Here is a 17,520-nt window from a genome sequence, read left to right on the forward strand (position 1 = left end):
GGCGCCGCGGCGACGGCGCCGGTGGTGGCGTCTGCGCCATCCGTTCCGCCGGTGCACCCGGCCGACACCGCGACGAGTGCGGTGGAAGCGGCGAGCACGCCGAGCAGGCGGGGCACGGGCATACGGGCAATCGGGACATTCGTCGAGCGGTGATGGCGCATCCGGGCCTCCCGGGCTTGAGGGCGGGCGCCCCCTGCGGGCCCGCCACTGGCCACAAGCTAGGGGCGGATCGCGATTCGCGCATCCGTAAGTCCCGACTTATCCACAGCCCGGGCGATCCCTCCTTGCCCACCCCGGTCCGCCGTCCGGACGGCAAGCGTTCATCTCCTCACCGCGCGGTTTCGCCACGAGAGGGCCAGAGTGAGAAGCGTCCCGCGACCGGCCGGGCGGCTTCCCGAGGGAGGATCCATGCGCAAGACCCTTGCCATCATCGGCACCGGCGCCACGGTATTGGCGATGAGTACCCTGACAACGGCCACCGCGGTGGGGGACGACGGCAACCACGGTCGGACCGGACCGCTGCCCGGCGGCTACAAGAACCTCGTCGTGATCTACGAGGAGAACCACAGCTTCGACAACCTCCTGGCCGGCTGGGGCACCGTCGGCAAGGACCGGGTTGGCAAGGGCGCGGTGAGCCAAGTCGCGCAGGACGGCAGGGCATACGGCTGTCTATTGCAGAACGATGTCAACCTGACCAGCCCGGGGCCCCTCGCGGCGACCTGCACCGATGCCGCGCACGGCGTGCCGTCGAGCGCCTTCACCAATGCGCCCTTCCTCATCGACAGCATCATCCCTGCGACAGCCACGACCTGCCCGGCGGAGGGGGCTTACTACCCCAATGGCGTGCTGAACGGCCAGGGCCTGCCCGGCGGCTGCACCGAGGATCTCGTCCACCGCTTCTATCAGGAGCAGTACCAGATCAACGGCGGTCGCCAGAATCGCTATGTCACCGGGTCGGATGCGGTCGGGCTGACGATGGGTCGCTATGACACCACGCAACTGCCGATCTATCGATACCTGCACAGCAAGGGCGCACCCAACTACGTCGTCGCCGACCGCTTTTTTCAGGCGGCCTTCGGCGGGTCCTTCCTCAACCATCAGTTCCTGATCTCGGCCCGGGCTCCGCTCGACGCCTCGGCCGGCGGCCTCGGCGCGAAGTTCTCTGTGCTGGACGCGAACGGCATGGTCAAGAAGTACCCCCTCTACACGCCGACTCGGACGGACGTCGTCGACGGACAACTGACCCGCACGTGCGCCGACCCGCTGCGCAACGACCCGGTGGCCGCCTGCGGGGCGTATGCCGTCAACACCGTCCAGCCGTCCTCTCTCCCTGCCGCCGCGAGTGGCGCGAAGATCCCGCTCATCGATGACGCGGCCTTCCCCAACATCGGCGATCGCTTGTCAGCCAAGGGAATTCCGTGGGCGTGGTTCAGCGGCGGATGGGACAACGCCGAAGCCGGCCACCCCGGGCCGACCTTCCAGTACCACCACCAGCCGTTCAACTACTTCGCCGCCTACGCTCCGGGGCAGCCGGGCCGGGCGCACCTGCAGGACGAGACGAAGTTCTTCTCCGCGGCGGCGACGGGCACCCTGCCGGCCGTTAGTTTCGTCAAGCCCTATGGGACCGAGAACGAGCACCCCGGGTATGCCAGCGAACACACCGGCAGCGACCATCTGGTCGATCTGCTCCAGGCCGTCATGTCGGGCCCGCAAGCCAAGGACACGCTCGTGGTCGTGACCTATGACGAGTTCGGCGGCCAGGCCGACCATGTCGCGGTGCCGACGGTCGACGCCTGGGGTCCGGGCACCCGGATCCCGGCCATGCTGATTTCCGCCCGGATGCAGCACTCCGGTGTCGACAGCACGCAGTACGACACCACCTCGATCCTCGCGACGATCGAGCAGGCGTGGGGGCTGGCCCCGCTGTCCTCACGTGATGCCGGCGTCAATCCGCTGACCAACGCCATTCGCGCTGGCACGAGCGGCGGGCAGGGCGGCAACGGCTGACGCCGTGGTGGTATGCCGTGACGGCACATCGTCGGGGGCCGTGGCTACACCGCTTCCGCACCGCTACCTGCGTCCGCCACGCCTGCACCCGGCCGCACCGGCGCAGGCGTGGCGAACCGGTGTCGGGGTGATGAGGCCGTGTCGGGGCGTCCGGTCCAGCCGGTGACACCCGGCTCGAGTCGGCGCCGGGGACGGATGGCTTCGTCCCCGGCGCCGCCGGCCGCCCTGCGTCGTGACGCCGGGCGGACATGCGCGGCCTCGGGAGCACGGGGCCGCACACGATGTGTGCTGGGTCAGGCGTGTCCGAGGCCCGCGGCCTCCGCGCCGATCGTGGTCGCGTCACCGTGGCCGGTGAGGACGATCGTCTCGGGCGGGAGGGTCAGCAACTGCTCGCGGATCGAAAAGACGATCGTCGGGTAGTCGCTGAACGAGCGGCCGGTCGCCCCCGGCCCGCCATTGAAGAGGGTGTCGCCGCTGAAGACGACGCCGAGCGCCTCGGCATACAGGCAGACCGCGCCGGGCGCGTGCCCGGGCGTATGACGCACCTGGAGTTCGAGGTCACCCACCGGAATCCGTTGCCCGTCTTCGAGATCCGCGTCGGGCGCGGTGTCGGGGAAGGTCAGCTCCCACAGCACGCGGTCGGCCGGGTGCAGGTGGATCGGCGCGCCGGTGGCCTGGGCGACGCCTGGGGCGCCGTCGATGTGGTCGTTGTGCGCGTGCGTACAGAGGATGTGGGTCAACTCGCGCTCACCGATTGCGGCGAGGATGGCATCCGGGTCGTGGGCGCAGTCGATGACGACGCAACGGGTGTCGTCGCCGACGATCCACACGTTGTTGTCGACCTTCCACTCCCCGCCATCGAGGGTGAAGGTGCCGGAGGTGACCAGTCGCTCGACGCGCACCCCGCCGGGCGTCGGGCCGGTGACGATGTCGGTGCTCACAGTTCGACCACCGAGCGCAGGACCTCGCCCTTATGCATCTTCTCGAAGGCCGCCTCGATGTCTCCCAACTCGATCCGCTCGGAGACAAACTGCTCGAGCGGGAAGCGGCCCTGCTCATACAGCGCCACGAGGGTCGGGAAGTCTCGGGTGGGGAGGCAATCGCCATACCAACTGCTCTTGAGCGAGCCGCCGCGGCCGAAGATCTCGATCAGCGGGAGTTCGAGCTTCAGATCCGGGGTGGGCACGCCGACGAGGACGACGGTGCCAGCGAGGTCGCGGGCGAAGAAGGCCTGCTGGTAGGTCTCGGGACGGCCGACGGCCTCGACGACGACGTCCGCTCCATACGAGCCGGTCAGCTCGCGGATCTTCTCGACCGCGTCGACCTCGCGGGAGTTGACGGTATGGGTGGCGCCGAACTGCCTGGCCCACTCCAGCTTCCGGTCGTCGACGTCGACGGCGATGATCGTCGTCGCCCCGACGACCTTGGCGCCGGCGATGGCGGCGTTGCCGACGCCACCGCACCCGATGACGGCGATCGAGTCGCCGAGCTTGACACCGCCGGTGTTGACGGCCGCGCCGAAGCCCGCCATCACGCCGCAGCCGAGCAACCCGACTACGGCCGGATCGGAGGTCGCGACCTTGGTGCACTGGCCGGCGGCCACCAGGGTTTTCTCGGCGAAGGCGCCGATGCCGAGGGCCGGGCTGAGCTCGGTGCCGTCGGTCAGCGTCATCTTCTGGCGGGCGTTGTGGGTGTTGAAGCAGTACTGCGGCTTGCCCTTGTGGCAGGCCCGGCACTCACCGCAGACTGCGCGCCAGTTGAGGATCACGAAGTCGCCGGGAGCCACCTCGGTGACGCCGTCACCGACGGCCTCGACGATGCCCGCCGCCTCATGCCCGAGCAGGAACGGGAAGTCGTCGTTGATGCCGCCTTCGCGGTAGTGCAGGTCGGTGTGGCACACCCCGCAGGCTTGGACCTGGACGACAGCCTCGCCCGGCCCGGGATCGGGGATGACGATGTCGACGACCTCGACGGGCGCGCCTTTCGCGCGGGCGATGGCGCCCTTGACGGTCTGCGACATTGGAGTCTCCTTGCTAGCCGGTCCGCCTGCCCGGCCGGCAGGGGTGGCGGCGTCCGGGCAGGCGAGTTCGAGTTCTGGGGGTCAGCTTGGCCCGGCACGGCGAGCAGGGCAAGGATCGACCAGCAATCGGATGCCGAATCCGTTGCCGGACAACGGCTTCCGTTCTTTCCTGTGCGGAAAGTCGACGCGTATGATGGGCTCTGTGCCGCACCCCGTCTTTGATCCGTTGATCCATGAGCCCACCCGGCTGCAACTGTGCGGTTTGCTCGTGGCGGCCGCGGAGCGAGAGTTCGCCGACCTGCGTGACGAACTCGGGATCGCCGACTCGTCGCTCAGCAAGCACCTGACCGCCTTGCGGACGGCCGGCTATGTCACCGTCGAACGCCGCTTCGGGGCCGGGCACGGCCGCGCGTATGCCGTGCTCACCGACACCGGACGGCATGCCTTCTGCGGGCATATCGCCGAGTTGCAGCGGCTGGCCCGGGTCGCCTCGCCGCGCGTGCTCCGGGCACGCGGTTAGATCGGCTCATGACGATCATCGCGGCGGCCGACGGCTCGGCCCTGGGCAACCCCGGGCCGGCCGGATGGGGCTGGTTCATCGACGACGCCACGTGGGCGAGCGGCGGGTGGCCGCGGGCCACCAACAACATCGGTGAGCTGATGGCCGTGCTCGACCTGCTGCGACAGACCGCCGGGGCCGACGACGAGCTGGTGATCTGGTGCGATTCGACCTATGTCATCAACTCGATCACCAAGTGGATGCCGGGGTGGAAGCGCAAGGGCTGGGTCAAGGCCGACGGCAAACCCGTCCTGAACCTGGAGTTGATGCAGGATCTCGACGCGGCCATGGCCGGGCGGCGGGTGCAGTTCAAGTGGGTCAAGGGACACACCGGCCACGAGCTGAACGAGGCGGCCGACCGGCTGGCCACGGCCGCTGCCCTGGCCTATCAGCAGGGCCGGATGCCACCGGCCGGCCCGGGTTTCCGATCTGACCGCGACGCGCGCGCGTCGGGCTTTGTCGCGACGGGTGTGACCGTCGGGCCCGACCGGGCGGTGAGGAGCGCCGAGGAGGAGGTCATCGAGTTGGAACGCGCCCTGCTCAGCGACGCGGTCCGGTCGAGCGCATCGGCTCTCGATGCCCTGCTGCATCCGCAGTGGAGCGAGATCGGCTCGTCGGGCCGGCACTGGACTCGCGAGGAGGTCCTCCGCATCGGTCCCCTCGACGGGCCGGTCGCGCTCGACCTCATCAGTGCCGAACGCCTGAGTGACGATCTCGTCCTGTTGCTCTGGCGCAGCACGGACGACTCCGGCTCGCACCTGCGCAGCTCCCTCTGGCAGCGCACCCCCGCCGGCTGGCAGCAGCGCTTCCACCAAGGCACCCCCGAGCCGGCGCTTCCTCAGTCGAGTGAGCGCGACACACTCATGTTCGACCTCTGATGTGGGCGTGTCGCGGTCTCTCGACTGGGCCGGGCGATGGCGCAGATCGTGGCCAGCCCCGCCGGGAAGACCAGGGCCAGAAAGATCATCCCCATGGAACGGTTATCGATTTGACCCTCACGCGACGTCAGCCCGCACAGTGGTGACGTGACCGAGACGACGCAGCAGCTGACCGTCGGCCAGGTGGCCGAGCGGTTCGGCGTGACGGTGCGCACCCTGCACCATTACGACGAGATCGGCGTGCTCACCCCGAGTCAGCGGACCTGGTCCGGCTACCGGCTGTACACCGAGGCGGACCTGGAGCGGCTGGCGACGATCGTCCTCTACCGGCGGCTCGAGATCGGCCTGGAGGAGATCGCCGCATTGCTCGACGGCGGACCCGATGTCGCCGAGCACCTGCGTCGCCAGCGCGCGACGGTCATCACCCGAATCGACGAGCTGCGCGCGCTCGTCACCGCACTCGATCACGCACTGGAGGCAGCGATGGGCAACCGACCCGCGACCACCGAGGACCTGAAGGCGATGTTCGGCGCCGGCTTCGACGAGGCGTATGCCGCCGAGGCGCAGGAGCGCTGGGGCGACACGCCCGCCTGGAGCCAGTCGCAGGCTCGTACCGCGGCATACGGCACGGCGGACTGGGCGGCCGTCAAGGCGGAGATGGACGCGGTGAACGCAGCCTTCGTGGCCGCGCTGACCGCCGGCGAGCCCGCAGTCGGCGTGGCGGCGATGGACGCGGCCGAGGCGCACCGGCGGCACATCGACGAGCGCTTCTACGACGTCTCGTATGCCATGCACCGCGGGCTCGCCGACATGTACGTCGCCGACCCCCGGTTCACCGCGACCTATGAGGAACTGGCGCCAGGCCTGGCGGCCTACGTCCGCGACGCGATCTACGCCAACGCCGACCGGCACGCGTAGACACCACGACGAGCCTCAATCGGCGGGCCGAGCAGCGGCAGACCCATCCTGGGGTATGCCGTCCGCGACGACCCAATCCTCGTGCCCGAGAATCGGTGCATGGCGCTCACGACCTGCACCTTCACCGTGTCAGGCTTGCAGCACCAGGGCGGTCGCGACGGCGGCGATCCCGTCACCCCGCCCGGTCAGGCCGAGCCCATCAGTGGTCGTGCCGCTGACGGAGACCGGGGCGCCGACCGCCTCGGCCATGACGGCCTGGGCCTCCTCGCGGCGGCTGCCGACCTTGGGGCGATTGCCGATGATCTGCACCGCGACATTGCCGATCTCGTAGCCCGCAGCCCGGACCAGTCGGGCGGCTTCGGCGAGGAGCGTCGCTCCGGACGCGCCGGCATGCTCGGGGCGGGAGGTGCCGAAGTGCGCACCGAGATCACCGATGCCGGCGGCCGAGAACAAGGCATCGCACGCGGCGTGGCACGCGACATCGGCGTCGGAATGACCGTCGAGGCCGCGCTCGCCCGGCCAGTGCAGGCCCGCGATCCATAGGTCGCGACCGGCGTGCGGGTCCGCGAAGGCGTGGACGTCGACCCCGACACCGACCCGCGGTACCCCAGACATGGCGCTATTGTGCCGCCTTTGCAAATGGCTGGTTCAGCGCGGAGGTGGCGTCGGCAATGTGATGCCTACCAGCGCGGCGGGCGGCACGTGGCGGCGCCCAGCCGCCAAGACCGGGCTGCGGTCAGGGGCCGTCGCGCAGGACGCGGAAAACCTGCTCGGGAGTCCGGCCGGCGGTGTCGATCACCCGGGCTTCGGGCCAGGCGACGAAGAGTCGCTCGGTGACGTCGCGCCAGGTCGGGAGTACATACCCGGGAATGTCCGCGAGGCGGCCCTCGATCCGGCGACGATGTTCGGTGGCATCGGAGCAGACCAGGCGGATCTCGCAGATCCCGGCGCCCGCCTGCTCCGCGATCTGGCGCAGTGCCACCCGAGTCTGTGGGAGTGGGTTGACCAGGTCTGCGACCACCGAACGGCCCAGGCGCAGCTGGTCGGCGGCCACGGCATACGCGATGGCGTAGCCGGTGGTGCCGGGGTGCTCGAGATCCAGGTCGGTGGTCAAGGCCTGTTCGATCGAGTCGACCCGCACGAGCGTCGCGTCCTCGAAGGCGGCGAGGCGGCGGCTGAGCGTGGTCTTCCCCGTGCCGGGCAGGCCGCCGATCACCCACAGGGTCGGCGTGCGGAGCAGGCGCTCGGCACGTTCGAGATCGTCGGGTGTGGTCACCTTGAAGGCCAGCGGGTCGCCATCGACGACCCGGACGGGTCTGCCGTTTTCCTCCGCCAACCCCGCGTCGTCGGACGCGGCCAAACCGCTCGCATGTGCCGACGTGATCGCGGCCCGGCTGAAGCCCTGCGGGGTCTGGATCGCGCGAACACGGGACCGCTCCGGAGTCGCGATCACCGTGCCCTCGGCGTCGACGACCTTCATGGTGTCGACGACCGCGAGGCCTGGGACGACCGCCTCATGCCCGGCGGCGACGGCGGCGATCACGCGGTCATACACCGATGTGGGTGTCAGGCAGCGGGCGGCGTCATGGATCAGCACGATGTCGATGTCCGGCCCGAGAGCGGCCAGACCGGCCCGCACCGAGTCGGTGCGCTCGGCGCCGCCCGGCACGACGCGTACCCGCCCGCCGGGCTCCCCCAAGGCAGGCGCTGGCGGATCCGGCACCCCCGCCGGGTGACGCGGGCGGGGCGAGGGAGCAGGCGAGCCCTCCCATCCCGGGACGTCGGCAGACAACTCAGCGACATAGGCGGCGGGCGCGACGACGACGACCTGGCGCACGAAGCGGACGGCGAGCGCACCGCATACGGCGTGCTCGAGGATGCGGCGGCCGCCGACGCGAACGAGGGCCTTGGGTTGGGCGGCGCCCAACCGCGTCCCGGAGCCGGCGGCAACGACGACGACGCCGACCCTGGGGTCAGGGTCGGCGCCGGTCAGGACGGGGAAACTGCTCAGGACGCGAGAACCTCATCGAGGATCGACTCGGCCTTGACCTCATCGGTCTTCTCGGCCAAGGCGAGTTCGGAGACGAGGATCTGACGGGCCTTGGCCAGCATGCGCTTCTCGCCGGCGGACAGGCCACGCTCCTTGTCGCGGCGCCACAGGTCACGCACGACCTCGGCGACCTTGATGACATCGCCGGAGGCGAGCTTTTCCAGATTGGCCTTGTAGCGGCGCGACCAGTTCGTCGGCTCCTCGGTGTAGGGCGCGCGCAGCACGTCGAAGACGCGCTCCAGGCCCTCGGCGCCGACGACATCGCGGACACCCACGAGGTCGCAGTTCTCGGCCGGGACTTCGATCGTCAGGTCACCCTGGGCGACCTTAAGTTTCAAGTAGAGCTTTTCTTCGCCCCGTATGACGCGTGTCTTGATCTCCTCGATGAGTGCAGCCCCGTGATGGGGATAGACGACCGTCTCGCCGACCTTGAAAACCATATGTATTTGGCCCCTTTCGCGACGTTCAGTTTATCACGGCGGCGTGTCCGCTTGACGGGTCGCGGGATTCGCGGGAACCCTTCGGCCCCGCACCGGAAATCCGGCAGGCCGCGGCCTGCCTCGTCCCCACCACACCGACCCGCTAGGCTGGCCGTCGTGACCGCCGCACGCACCCCACGCACCCGAGCCGTCGCCGCCCTGGCCGCCCTCGCGGCGAGCACCAGTCTGCTCGGCGGCTGCCAGCTGATCTCCCCTCGCCAAACCGACAAGATGTATGACGCGGGCGATGGCGTCTCGGTCGACGTCGGCGAGATCCAGGTGCGCAACCTGGTCGTCGTGGGCACCAAGGCCGGCGGCGCCGGAACGGTCAGCGCGGCCGTCGGCAACCCGACGGGCGAGGCTGTCACCTTGACGTTCGCCACCGCCGAGGCCAATGCCACCGCGCAGATTCCGGCGCACTCGACCGTCGACTTGTCCAAATCCGACACCAAAGTCGTGCTCAGCAAGGTTGACCAAGCCCCCGGCGACATGACCCAACTGTCGGTCTCCTCGGTGGCCAGCGGGCAGTCCCCCGTGCTCGTGCCGGTCGTGCCGGGCACCGGCTACTACGAGGGCCTCGCCCCGACCACGCCGTAGGGCCGTCGGGGTTGGGGTGGGTCAGGCCTCGAATTTGTAGCCCAGGCCCCGGACGGTCAGGATATGCACCGGATCCTTCGGGGTGTGCTCGACCTTTTTGCGCAGGCGCTTGATGTGCACGTCCAGGGTCTTGGTGTCGCCGACATAGTCGCTGCCCCAGATCCGGTCGATCAACTGTCCCCGGGTCAGGACCCGGCCCTCATTGCGCACCAGGAATTCGAGCAGTTCGAACTCCTTCAACGGCAACGCCACCTGGTCGCCGCGAATGGTGACGACGTGGCGTTCGATGTCGATCGCGACCGGGCCGGCGGCCACCGACGCGGGCACCAATTCCTCGGGCTCCGAGCCGCGGCGCAGGACCGCCTTGATCCGCGCCAGCAGTTCGCGGGAGGAATACGGCTTCGTGACATAGTCGTCGGCGCCCAACTCGAGGCCGACGACCTTGTCGATCTCGGTGTCCTTGGCGGTGAGCATGATGATCGGGACATTCGACTTGGCGCGCAACGAGCGGCAGACGTCGATGCCGCTCATCCCGGGGAGCATCAGGTCGAGCAGCACCAGATCGGCTCCGACCTTCTCGAAGGTTGCGACGCCGTCGGTGCCGGTCTCGGCGACGGAGACCTGATAGCCCTCCTTGCGCAGCAAGTAGGTCAGCGGCTCGGAGTAGGACGGCTCGTCCTCGACGAGGAGGATGTGGTGCCGAGTCATGCGGCGTTCCCTTCGACCGGATGCGAGATGGTGATTCGTGCTTCGGGCAGCGGCAGCCGGATGGTGAACGTCGAGCCCTGGCCCTCTCGGCTCCAGACGCTGACTCCACCCCCGTGGTTGGCGCAGATGTGTTTGACGATCGCCAGCCCCAGCCCGGTGCCGCCGGTGGCGCGGGAGCGGGCGGCGTCGCCGCGATAGAAACGTTCGAAGATCCGTTCCTGTTCGGCGGGCGGTATGCCGCGCCCATGGTCGGTGACGGTGATCGTCACCGCGTCGGCCCCGATCGCCGCGCCGATGCCGACCTCTGTTCCTGCGGGTGAATAGGAGATCGCGTTGCCGATGAGATTGCGCACAGCAGTGACCAGGAGCGAGAGGTCACCGTCCACGACCGTCGCGGGGTCGACCCGCTCGACGATGCGGATGTCCTTGGCCTGCGCCTCGACCTGGGAGATCTCGATCGCCTCCCGGACGACATCGGCGATGCGCACGCGCCGCGCCTCGGTCAGCCCGTCCGCCGACTGCAATCGTGAGAGGTCGACGATCTCCTTGATGAGCTTGCCCAGCCGGGCCGACTCCAGTTGGATCCGCGAGGCGAAGCGCTCAACGGCCTCGGGGTCGTCGCGGGCATCGGCAATGGCCTCGGCAAGCAGCGACAGCCCGCCGACCGGTGTCTTGAGTTCGTGCGAGACATTGACGACGAAGTCGCGTCGCACCTCTTCCACGCGGTGCGCAGAGGTCCGGTCGTCGACGAGGACGAGCACATGAGCGTCGAGCAGGGGCGCCATGCGCACGTGCAGCCAGTTCGGCGCGCGGTGCGCGGTGGCCGGGATCTCGACTTCGACCTCGCGGATCTCACCGTCGCGCAGCACCTGCCGAACCAAGGTGAGCAGCGTGGGTTCGATCAGCCGGTCGCCGCGGATCAGGCCGAGGGCGGCGGCCTCGGGCGAGTTGTTGACGACGCGCTCGCCCCGGTCGAGCACCAAGGCGCTGGACCCGAGCACGGCCAGGACGGCTGATGCGCCGTCGGGGATCGCCGGAGCAACCGGCGGGTGCGCCATCCGGCGCTGCGAGCGCTCGGACACGCGGACGCTGAACACCGACATCGAGCCCAGCAAGACTCCCGCCAGGCCACCGATCAAGGCAGCATTGGTCGGGTCCACGAGCACCAAGGTTACGTGCTGCAAATGCCGTGACTTTCCGGCCGTGGGAAGCTTCCCCACGGCCGCCCGGGGTGTTCACCTCCGGGTCGTCGCCCGTTCACCCGTGGCTGCCACGCTCGACCGGACGGCAAACGTCTGCCCTGGAACTGTTGGAGAAGATCATGCGCACCGCCTTCACCGAAGACCTCGAGCGAATCACCGAGCAGCTTGTCGAGATGACCCGGCTGGCCGGCTCCGCCATCGCCCGCGCGACGACCGCGCTGCTCGATGCCGATGTGACGCTCGCCGACACCGTCATCGCCGCCGACCACGATATCGACCGGCTGCGCGAGGACCTCGACGTTCTCGCGGTCGACCTGCTCGCCCGCCAGAACCCGGTGGCCACCGACTTGCGCACGGTCGTCACGGCGATGCGAATGAGCGCGGACCTGGAGCGGATGGGCGACCTGGCTCGCCACGTCGCCAAGGTGGCCCGCCTGCGCTACCCGGACTCGGCCGTCCCGGCCGATGTCCGAGCGACCGTCGTCCAGATGGGGCAGACCGCCGAGCGGATCGTGGCCAAGGCCGGCTCGGTGATCGCCTCGAAGGACCTCGCCGAGGCGGCGAGCCTGGAGCGCGACGACGACGCGATGGACGCGCTGCACCGGGAGCTCTTCGGCAAGCTCGTGGACGGGCGCTGGGAGCACGGCACCCAGGCCGCCGTCGATGTCACGCTCGTCGGCCGGTACTACGAGCGCTTCGCCGACCATGCCGTCTCGGTGGCCCGCCGGGTGACCTTCCTGGTGACCGGCGACTGGGACGCGACCATCGACCGCGAGGACGAGGAGGACGCCCAAGTGGCGTCGCACACCGGGGCCTGAGCCCGCGGCATACGTGCAGTGACAGATTTCCCGCCCGATGCCCTAAACCCCTTGTGCGCGCGGGAAAACTTCCCCAGCTCTCAAGGGGTTTTCCTATGCGTACGTCCTTGCGCTCAACCTTTTGCGCCCTCCGACCTCTAGATAGGCAGGCCGGGCACTCGGCATAGGCGAAGGAGGAGCGTTGGAAACCGCTGCGGAGGAGGAGTTTCGCGACTTCGTCCAGGCACGGTGGCAGCCCCTGGTGCGCACCGCAATCTTGCTGGCGGGTGATCAGGGACGCGCTGAGGACCTGGTGCAGCAGACGCTGGTGATCGTCCATCGCAAGTGGCGGCACATCGAACCCGGTGCCCGGTCGGCGTATGCCCGCGCGGTCCTGGTCAACGAGTCCGCATCGTGGTTCCGGTGCCGGCGCCACACCGAGGTCCCGCTCGACTGCGCCGGTCAGGGCGCGTGGACGCCACGCCGGATCGGTCCCTGCTCTTTGCGGACCTCACGGTCGCGTCCCTTCGCGCGGACGGAAGAACCTACGCCCTGACGGATGCGGCGTCCGACCCGCTTGGTCTGCACTCCGGGTCGTGACCGCGTGACCCGATCAGAACGTCGACGTCGGGCGGTAGGCGCTGACTTGGACGGCGTCCTCGCTGAAGCCGACGCTGCGATACACCCGGCCAGCGGGATTGACGCTCTCGGTGACGATCACCCAGCGCGTCGTGCCGCCCTCGCCCGCCCATCGGGCGGCACGGCCGAGCAGGTGACCGGCGAGCCCCTGGCGACGGTGGTCGGGATGGGTGCCGACGGCCTGATAGCGGCAGAGGTCGTCACAGCGCACGATGCCGAGGTAGGACGCCAGCTCGCCCGCGGGATCGAAGGCGCCGAACCATTGGGCCAGGCCGCGGTCGACCAGTTCGCGGCGCAGTGCTTGCTGGGCGGTGAGATAGTCACGGTGCTCGGCCTCGGGGAACCTTGCGTCCCAGCGGTTTTCGGCGATGTTGAGGGCAAGCAGAGCGGCCCAGTCGCGGTCATCGGCAAAGGGGCGGGCGGCATACGGCTCGGGCAGCGGACGCTGCTCGGGGAGAGTCGCCGTCGTCAGGACGTCGTCGGTGCCCACGTCGAGCCCAAGGCGGGCATACGGCTCGACGAGCGGGAGACGGGGCAGACCGAGGGCGAGGTGGGTGGCGCCGGGGAACTCGCGCGCGAAAATCTCGGCCCAGCGTCGAGCGTCGTCCGCCGCGCCCGGGTCGGTCACGAGCAGGAAGTTGCCCCAGTGGAAGAGCGGGTTGCGCGGCGTGCGGATGACCAGATGGTCGCCGCCGTCGGTGATCTGCGAGCCGGTATGCCGCAGGATCGCCAGGTCCGTCCGCCAGCCGGCCGAGAGTGTCACTAGGCCCGGACGGTTTCGCATGGCAAACCCCTCGTTCGCATGGGGAGCCTGCCCTTGCGAAGGAGGCAGGAAAGCGCCGAGCCTCGCGTCGCTCGGCACGTGGGGTTGACCGGCATCAGGCTCACTCCGTTCGCGAGGCCGGTTCGGGCGGGAAAGCTGGCGACCCGTAGCGGCTACTTCTTGCCCTGGTTGGCGACGGCGGCGGCAGCAGCGGCGGCGGCCTCGGGGTCGAGGTAGCGGCCCGGGCCGGTGGGCATGAAGTCCTCGCCGAGTTCATAGACCAAGGGCATGCCGGTGGGGATGTTGAGGCCCGCGATGTCGTCATCGGAGATGCCGTCCAGGTGCTTGACCAGGGCGCGCAGCGAGTTGCCGTGGGCGGTGACTAGGACGACCTTGCCGTCGCGCAGATCGGCTTGGATCTCGTTCTCCCAGTAGGGCATCATCCGGGGGATGACATCCTTGAGGCACTCGGTCAGGGGCACGTCGACGCCGGCATAGCGCGGGTCGCCGGACTGGTCGAACTCGCTGCCTTTCTCGATCGGCGGGGGCGGGGTGTCGAAGCTGCGCCGCCAGAGCATGAACTGCTCGTCGCCGTACTTCTCGCGGGTCGCCGCCTTGTCCAGGCCCTGCAGCGCGCCATAGTGGCGCTCGTTGAGGCGCCAGTTGCGCCGCACGGGGATCCAGTGCCGGTTGCACGCGTCGAGTGCGATATTGGCGGTGGTGATGGCCCGCCGAAGCACCGAGGTGTGCACGACGTCCGGCAGCAGGCCGGCCTCGTCGAGCATCACGCCGCCTCGCGCCGCCTCGGCCCGGCCCTTCTCAGTCAGGTCGACATCGACCCACCCGGTGAAGAGATTCTTTTGGTTCCAGTCGGATTCGCCATGCCTCAGAAGGATCAGCGTGTACGTCATACAGCCAGCCTAGTGGGGGTCGACCGGTAGCGGTTGGGGGGCATAAGCGGGGTCGTTCTCGCTGCCCGCGAGCACGGGGCGGAAGGCTTCGAGATTGGCCAGCGACTCCCCACGCGCGACGCGCCAGGCCCATTCCTTCTTCATCGAGGTGAGAAAACCGAGGACGAGCAACTCGTTGAAGGGTGCGTCCGACGCCTCGAGGACGACACCGAGCAGGTGGTCGAGATAGTCCGCATCGATCAGGCGAGCCGGATAGCGGCCGGTGACATAGACATCCCCGGCGCGATCGATGGCATACGCGAGTCCGGGCAGGCGCAGGTTGCGGCGCAGCAGGTGCTTGTAGACCTCGGCGTGGTTCTCGTCCGGATTGCGGATGACGAAGGCCGACAGCAGCAGCGTGTCGCCGGCGATGGTGAGCGCGGTGACGGTCTTGAGCTTGCGTTCGCCGGGCAGGGTCGCGACGAACTGCCCGGGCTCGAGGCCTGGCTCCCACTCGATGCCGAGATCGTCGAGGGTGGCCGGGATGACCTGCGCCAGTGGCATGCCGTCCGCGCTCACGGCTGCACCGCGGTCGGTGCCCCGGCGGGGGTCTGCTGGGCGTCGAAGGGGACGGGTGCGTGCTCGACCATGGCTCGTTCATACACCGCAATCAGCCGATCCACCGTTGCCTCCCAGCCGAAATCTTGCGCGTGCTGCGCGCCGCGCCGCCCGAGCTCGGCTCGGCGGGCTGGGTCGGCGAGCAGGTCGGCGAGCACGCCAGCCCAGACGCCCGGGTCGTGGCCACGGACCAGCACGCCACCGGGACCAACCGCATCGGGCAGTCCGCCGACGTCCGCCGCCACCACCGGGGTGCCGCAGGCGCAGGCTTCGATGGCGACCAGGCCGAAGGACTCGCTGTAGGACGGGACGACGACCACGTCGGCGGCGCGATACCACTGAGCGAGCAGTGCTCGGCTGGTCGGCGGAGTGAAGACCACGCGCTCGCCCAGGCCGAGCCCGTCGGCGAGGTCGCGCAGCGCCTCGGGCTGACCAGCGCCATTGCCGCTGGCGCCGCCGAGGATGACGACCCTGAGCCGTCCGGCGAGGTCGGGGTCGGCGCGCACCAATCGGGCCGCAGCCTTCACCACGACGTCGGGCGCCTTCAGCGGCTGGATCCGGCCGACAAAGAGCAGGAGCACGTCGTCGGCCGCGAGACCGACAGTCTCGCGGGCGGCGGCCCGGTCGCCGGGGGCGAAAACCTCGAGGTCAACACCCGGGGTGACGATCTCGATTTTGGCCGGGTCGGCGGCATACAGCTCGATGAGTTCGCGGGCCTCCTGAGCGGTGTTCGCGACGAGTGCGTCCGCCGCCTCGACGACCTGGACCTCGCCGATCTCGCGACCCGGGGGCTCCGGGCTGTCGCCCTCGCCGAGGTGGGCGTTCTTGACCCGCGCCATCGTGTGCATCGTATGGACGAGGGGGACATGCCAGCGATCGGCGGCCAGCCAGCCCACCTGGCCCGAGAGCCAGTAGTGAGAGTGGATGACGTCGAAGTGGCCTTCGGGCCGGCGCGCGCCCTCGCGCATCACACCAGCGGCGAAGGCGCACAGCTGACCGGGGAGGTCGAGTTTCTGCAGCCCCTCGAAGGGGCCGGCGACGATATGCCGGATGTTGAGCCCAGGCTCGGGGACCGCGAGCGGCTCCTGCGTGGATGCCGTTGTGCGCGTGAAGATTTCTACCTCGATGCCGCGGCGGGCCAGGCGTCGGGCCGTCTCGAGGACATAGACGTTGAGGCCGCCGGCGTCACCGGTGCCGGGTTGAGCGAGCGGTGAGGTGTGGAGGCTGATCATGGCCACACGGCATACGGGCACGGTCATGAGGCGCTCCGATCGGGAGGGGCGGCGCGGCGCATGAGCAGCAGGCTGCTGCGTTCGGACCACACGTGGACGTCGATGCGCCCGGTCTCGCGCAGGTCGAGCGCTCGCACGACGTCGGTGGGGCGCACGGTCAGGTCAGCGCCGCGTTGGGAGGTGAAGGTCGTGCGCTCGCCGAGCGGGCCGAGCCACCACGCGCGGCGGCGGAGGTTGCGCCCGTCCAGGCCGGGGGTGTAGCCGGTGACTTCGTAGTCCGAGGTGAGGTGCCAGACCAGGGCGGAGGCGCCGGGGACGCGCGCGGCGAGGCTGACGTCGGTGCCTTCGGAGGTAACGTCGATGGTCAGGGGCATCTCGTGCGTGGCGTCGTAGACGATGCCGGTGTAGCGGGCCCGATTGGCGGTCGTCGCGACCGCGTCGATGCGGACATTGCTGACGATGGTCTCGGAGTGCTCGACACGGCGCCCGCCACTGCCGGTGACCGTGCCGATCACCGCCGAGATGGGCGAGCCCTTGATAACCGTAAGAAAAAGGTCGCCGCTGGGGTCGGTGATGCGCAGGCCGGAGGCGTAGAGACTGACGCTGTGGCCGCCGGCCAAGGTGGCGATGCCGGTGGCGGAATCGGCGACCGTGAGCAGGCTGGGGTTGGTGACGTGGACGCCGCTGTCCTTGCCGATCAGTCCCGGCACGAAGGTCTGGATGGCCAGGGCGAGCACGCCGAGGACCGCGAGGGTGAAGGCGATCATGCTCTTGCTCACCCCGCGCTCCGAGCGGCGCAGCCAGGACATCGGGTTCAGGGTATGTCCGCGGGCTCCGTGCCCTAACCTCTGCTAGCAGAGGTTAGGGGTCGTCCAGCAGGGTTGACCATGCTCGACGTCACCTAAACCCTGCTAGTAGAGGTTAGGGACTGGGGGCCATGAAGCCGGTCGGGGCCATCACCCGCGGGACGACGAACCCCAACCGGTTGCGGCGCTGCGACAGGTGGCTCGCGGGACCGCAGGGGTGGCGGTTGCGGGCGGCCTCGGCACCCCCGATCGTCGTCGACCTCGGGTATGGCGCCTCCCCCGTCACCGCGGTCGAGTTGCGCGACCGGCTGCGGGCGGTGCGCGCCGACGTCGAGGTGGTCGGCGTTGAGATCGACC

At 69.5% G+C, this 17,520-nt stretch carries 19 protein-coding genes and 1 pseudogene; 8 read left to right on the forward strand and 12 right to left on the reverse strand.

Going from position 1 to position 17,520, the window contains the following annotated elements; translation table 11 throughout:
- Positions 1-408: 408 nt before the first annotated feature.
- Entirely contained in the window at positions 409-2,007 is a 1,599-nt protein-coding gene (locus PKH97_RS04950; RefSeq protein ID WP_324386295.1) for an alkaline phosphatase family protein, read from the forward strand.
- A gap of 293 nt (positions 2,008-2,300) precedes the next feature.
- Here PKH97_RS04950 and PKH97_RS04955 read toward each other — a convergent pair whose 3' ends face one another.
- Both PKH97_RS04955 and PKH97_RS04960 read right to left on the reverse strand, forming a co-directional pair.
- Positions 2,301-2,948: an MBL fold metallo-hydrolase gene (locus PKH97_RS04955; RefSeq protein WP_324386296.1), complete on the reverse strand. Its 648-nt coding sequence runs from the start codon at positions 2,946-2,948 to the stop codon at positions 2,301-2,303.
- The gene (locus tag PKH97_RS04960) at positions 2,945-4,027 is read right to left on the reverse strand and encodes an S-(hydroxymethyl)mycothiol dehydrogenase (protein WP_324386297.1); all 1,083 of its coding nucleotides are present in this window, start codon (positions 4,025-4,027) and stop codon (positions 2,945-2,947) included. Before PKH97_RS04960 ends, PKH97_RS04955 begins: the two co-directional genes overlap by 4 nt.
- Before the next feature lie 202 nt (positions 4,028-4,229).
- On the opposite strand from PKH97_RS04960, the gene PKH97_RS04965 reads away from it, so the two are divergent.
- The 3 genes from PKH97_RS04965 to PKH97_RS04975 all read left to right on the forward strand — a co-directional run bounded on the left by PKH97_RS04965 (position 4,230) and on the right by PKH97_RS04975 (position 6,382).
- A complete protein-coding gene (locus PKH97_RS04965; protein WP_324386298.1) occupies positions 4,230-4,547 on the forward strand; it encodes a transcriptional regulator in 318 nt (105 codons plus the stop codon).
- Between the two features lie 8 nt (positions 4,548-4,555).
- Entirely contained in the window at positions 4,556-5,464 is a 909-nt protein-coding gene (locus PKH97_RS04970) for a ribonuclease HI family protein (RefSeq protein WP_324386299.1), read from the forward strand.
- Positions 5,465-5,611: 147 nt separating this feature from the next.
- Positions 5,612-6,382: a MerR family transcriptional regulator gene (locus PKH97_RS04975; protein WP_324386300.1), complete on the forward strand. Its 771-nt coding sequence runs from the start codon at positions 5,612-5,614 to the stop codon at positions 6,380-6,382.
- Between the two features lie 129 nt (positions 6,383-6,511).
- On the opposite strand, the gene ispF is transcribed toward PKH97_RS04975, so the two are convergent.
- The 3 genes from ispF to PKH97_RS04990 form a co-directional block, all read right to left on the reverse strand.
- Positions 6,512-6,997 carry a 2-C-methyl-D-erythritol 2,4-cyclodiphosphate synthase gene (gene ispF, locus PKH97_RS04980; protein WP_324386301.1) on the reverse strand — a complete coding sequence of 162 codons (486 nt, stop codon included), beginning with the start codon at positions 6,995-6,997 and terminating at the stop codon, positions 6,512-6,514.
- 121 nt (positions 6,998-7,118) lie between these two features.
- Positions 7,119-8,393 carry a 2-C-methyl-D-erythritol 4-phosphate cytidylyltransferase gene (ispD, locus tag PKH97_RS04985; protein ID WP_324386313.1) on the reverse strand — a complete coding sequence of 425 codons (1,275 nt, stop codon included), beginning with the start codon at positions 8,391-8,393 and terminating at the stop codon, positions 7,119-7,121.
- Positions 8,390-8,872 (reverse strand): CarD family transcriptional regulator, encoded by a 483-nt coding sequence (locus PKH97_RS04990; protein WP_324386302.1) that lies wholly within the window; start codon positions 8,870-8,872, stop codon positions 8,390-8,392. Before PKH97_RS04990 ends, ispD begins: the two co-directional genes overlap by 4 nt.
- Before the next feature lie 156 nt (positions 8,873-9,028).
- Between PKH97_RS04990 and PKH97_RS04995 the strand changes: the two genes are divergently transcribed.
- Positions 9,029-9,508: a hypothetical protein gene (locus PKH97_RS04995; protein WP_324386303.1), complete on the forward strand. Its 480-nt coding sequence runs from the start codon at positions 9,029-9,031 to the stop codon at positions 9,506-9,508.
- 21 nt (positions 9,509-9,529) lie between these two features.
- Here PKH97_RS04995 and PKH97_RS05000 read toward each other — a convergent pair whose 3' ends face one another.
- Positions 9,530-10,216, reverse strand: a complete 687-nt coding sequence (locus PKH97_RS05000) for a response regulator transcription factor (protein ID WP_324386304.1) — start codon at positions 10,214-10,216, stop codon at positions 9,530-9,532.
- Positions 10,213-11,376 (reverse strand): ATP-binding protein, encoded by a 1,164-nt coding sequence (locus PKH97_RS05005; RefSeq protein ID WP_324386305.1) that lies wholly within the window; start codon positions 11,374-11,376, stop codon positions 10,213-10,215. The genes PKH97_RS05000 and PKH97_RS05005 overlap by 4 nt, the downstream gene beginning before the upstream one ends.
- A 161-nt stretch (positions 11,377-11,537) precedes the next feature.
- Between PKH97_RS05005 and phoU the strand changes: the two genes are divergently transcribed.
- Both phoU and PKH97_RS05015 read left to right on the forward strand, forming a co-directional pair.
- A complete protein-coding gene (phoU, locus tag PKH97_RS05010) occupies positions 11,538-12,236 on the forward strand; it encodes a phosphate signaling complex protein PhoU (RefSeq protein ID WP_324386306.1) in 699 nt (232 codons plus the stop codon).
- Positions 12,237-12,417: 181 nt separating this feature from the next.
- A complete protein-coding gene (locus PKH97_RS05015) occupies positions 12,418-12,771 on the forward strand; it encodes a sigma factor (RefSeq protein ID WP_324386307.1) in 354 nt (117 codons plus the stop codon).
- Positions 12,772-12,828: 57 nt separating this feature from the next.
- On the opposite strand, the gene PKH97_RS05020 is transcribed toward PKH97_RS05015, so the two are convergent.
- From PKH97_RS05020 to PKH97_RS05040, 5 genes are all read right to left on the reverse strand, one after another.
- Entirely contained in the window at positions 12,829-13,638 is an 810-nt protein-coding gene (locus PKH97_RS05020) for a GNAT family N-acetyltransferase (protein ID WP_324386308.1), read from the reverse strand.
- A 152-nt stretch (positions 13,639-13,790) separates the two neighbouring features.
- Positions 13,791-14,528 (reverse strand): phosphoglyceromutase, encoded by a 738-nt coding sequence (locus PKH97_RS05025; RefSeq protein ID WP_324386309.1) that lies wholly within the window; start codon positions 14,526-14,528, stop codon positions 13,791-13,793.
- A gap of 9 nt (positions 14,529-14,537) precedes the next feature.
- A complete protein-coding gene (locus PKH97_RS05030; protein WP_324386310.1) occupies positions 14,538-15,086 on the reverse strand; it encodes a YbjN domain-containing protein in 549 nt (182 codons plus the stop codon).
- Entirely contained in the window at positions 15,083-16,384 is a 1,302-nt protein-coding gene (gene mshA / locus PKH97_RS05035) for a D-inositol-3-phosphate glycosyltransferase (RefSeq protein WP_324386311.1), read from the reverse strand. The genes PKH97_RS05030 and mshA overlap by 4 nt, the downstream gene beginning before the upstream one ends.
- Positions 16,381-17,166 carry a hypothetical protein gene (locus tag PKH97_RS05040; RefSeq protein ID WP_324386312.1) on the reverse strand — a complete coding sequence of 262 codons (786 nt, stop codon included), beginning with the start codon at positions 17,164-17,166 and terminating at the stop codon, positions 16,381-16,383. Before PKH97_RS05040 ends, mshA begins: the two co-directional genes overlap by 4 nt.
- A gap of 128 nt (positions 17,167-17,294) precedes the next feature.
- On the opposite strand from PKH97_RS05040, the pseudogene PKH97_RS05045 reads away from it, so the two are divergent.
- Positions 17,295-17,520 (forward strand): annotated as a pseudogene (locus PKH97_RS05045) (class I SAM-dependent methyltransferase); the annotation flags it as partial.

This window comes from Nostocoides sp. (assembly GCF_035343835.1).
Taxonomy (GTDB): Bacteria; Actinomycetota; Actinomycetes; order Actinomycetales; family Dermatophilaceae; genus Nostocoides_A; species Nostocoides_A vanveenii.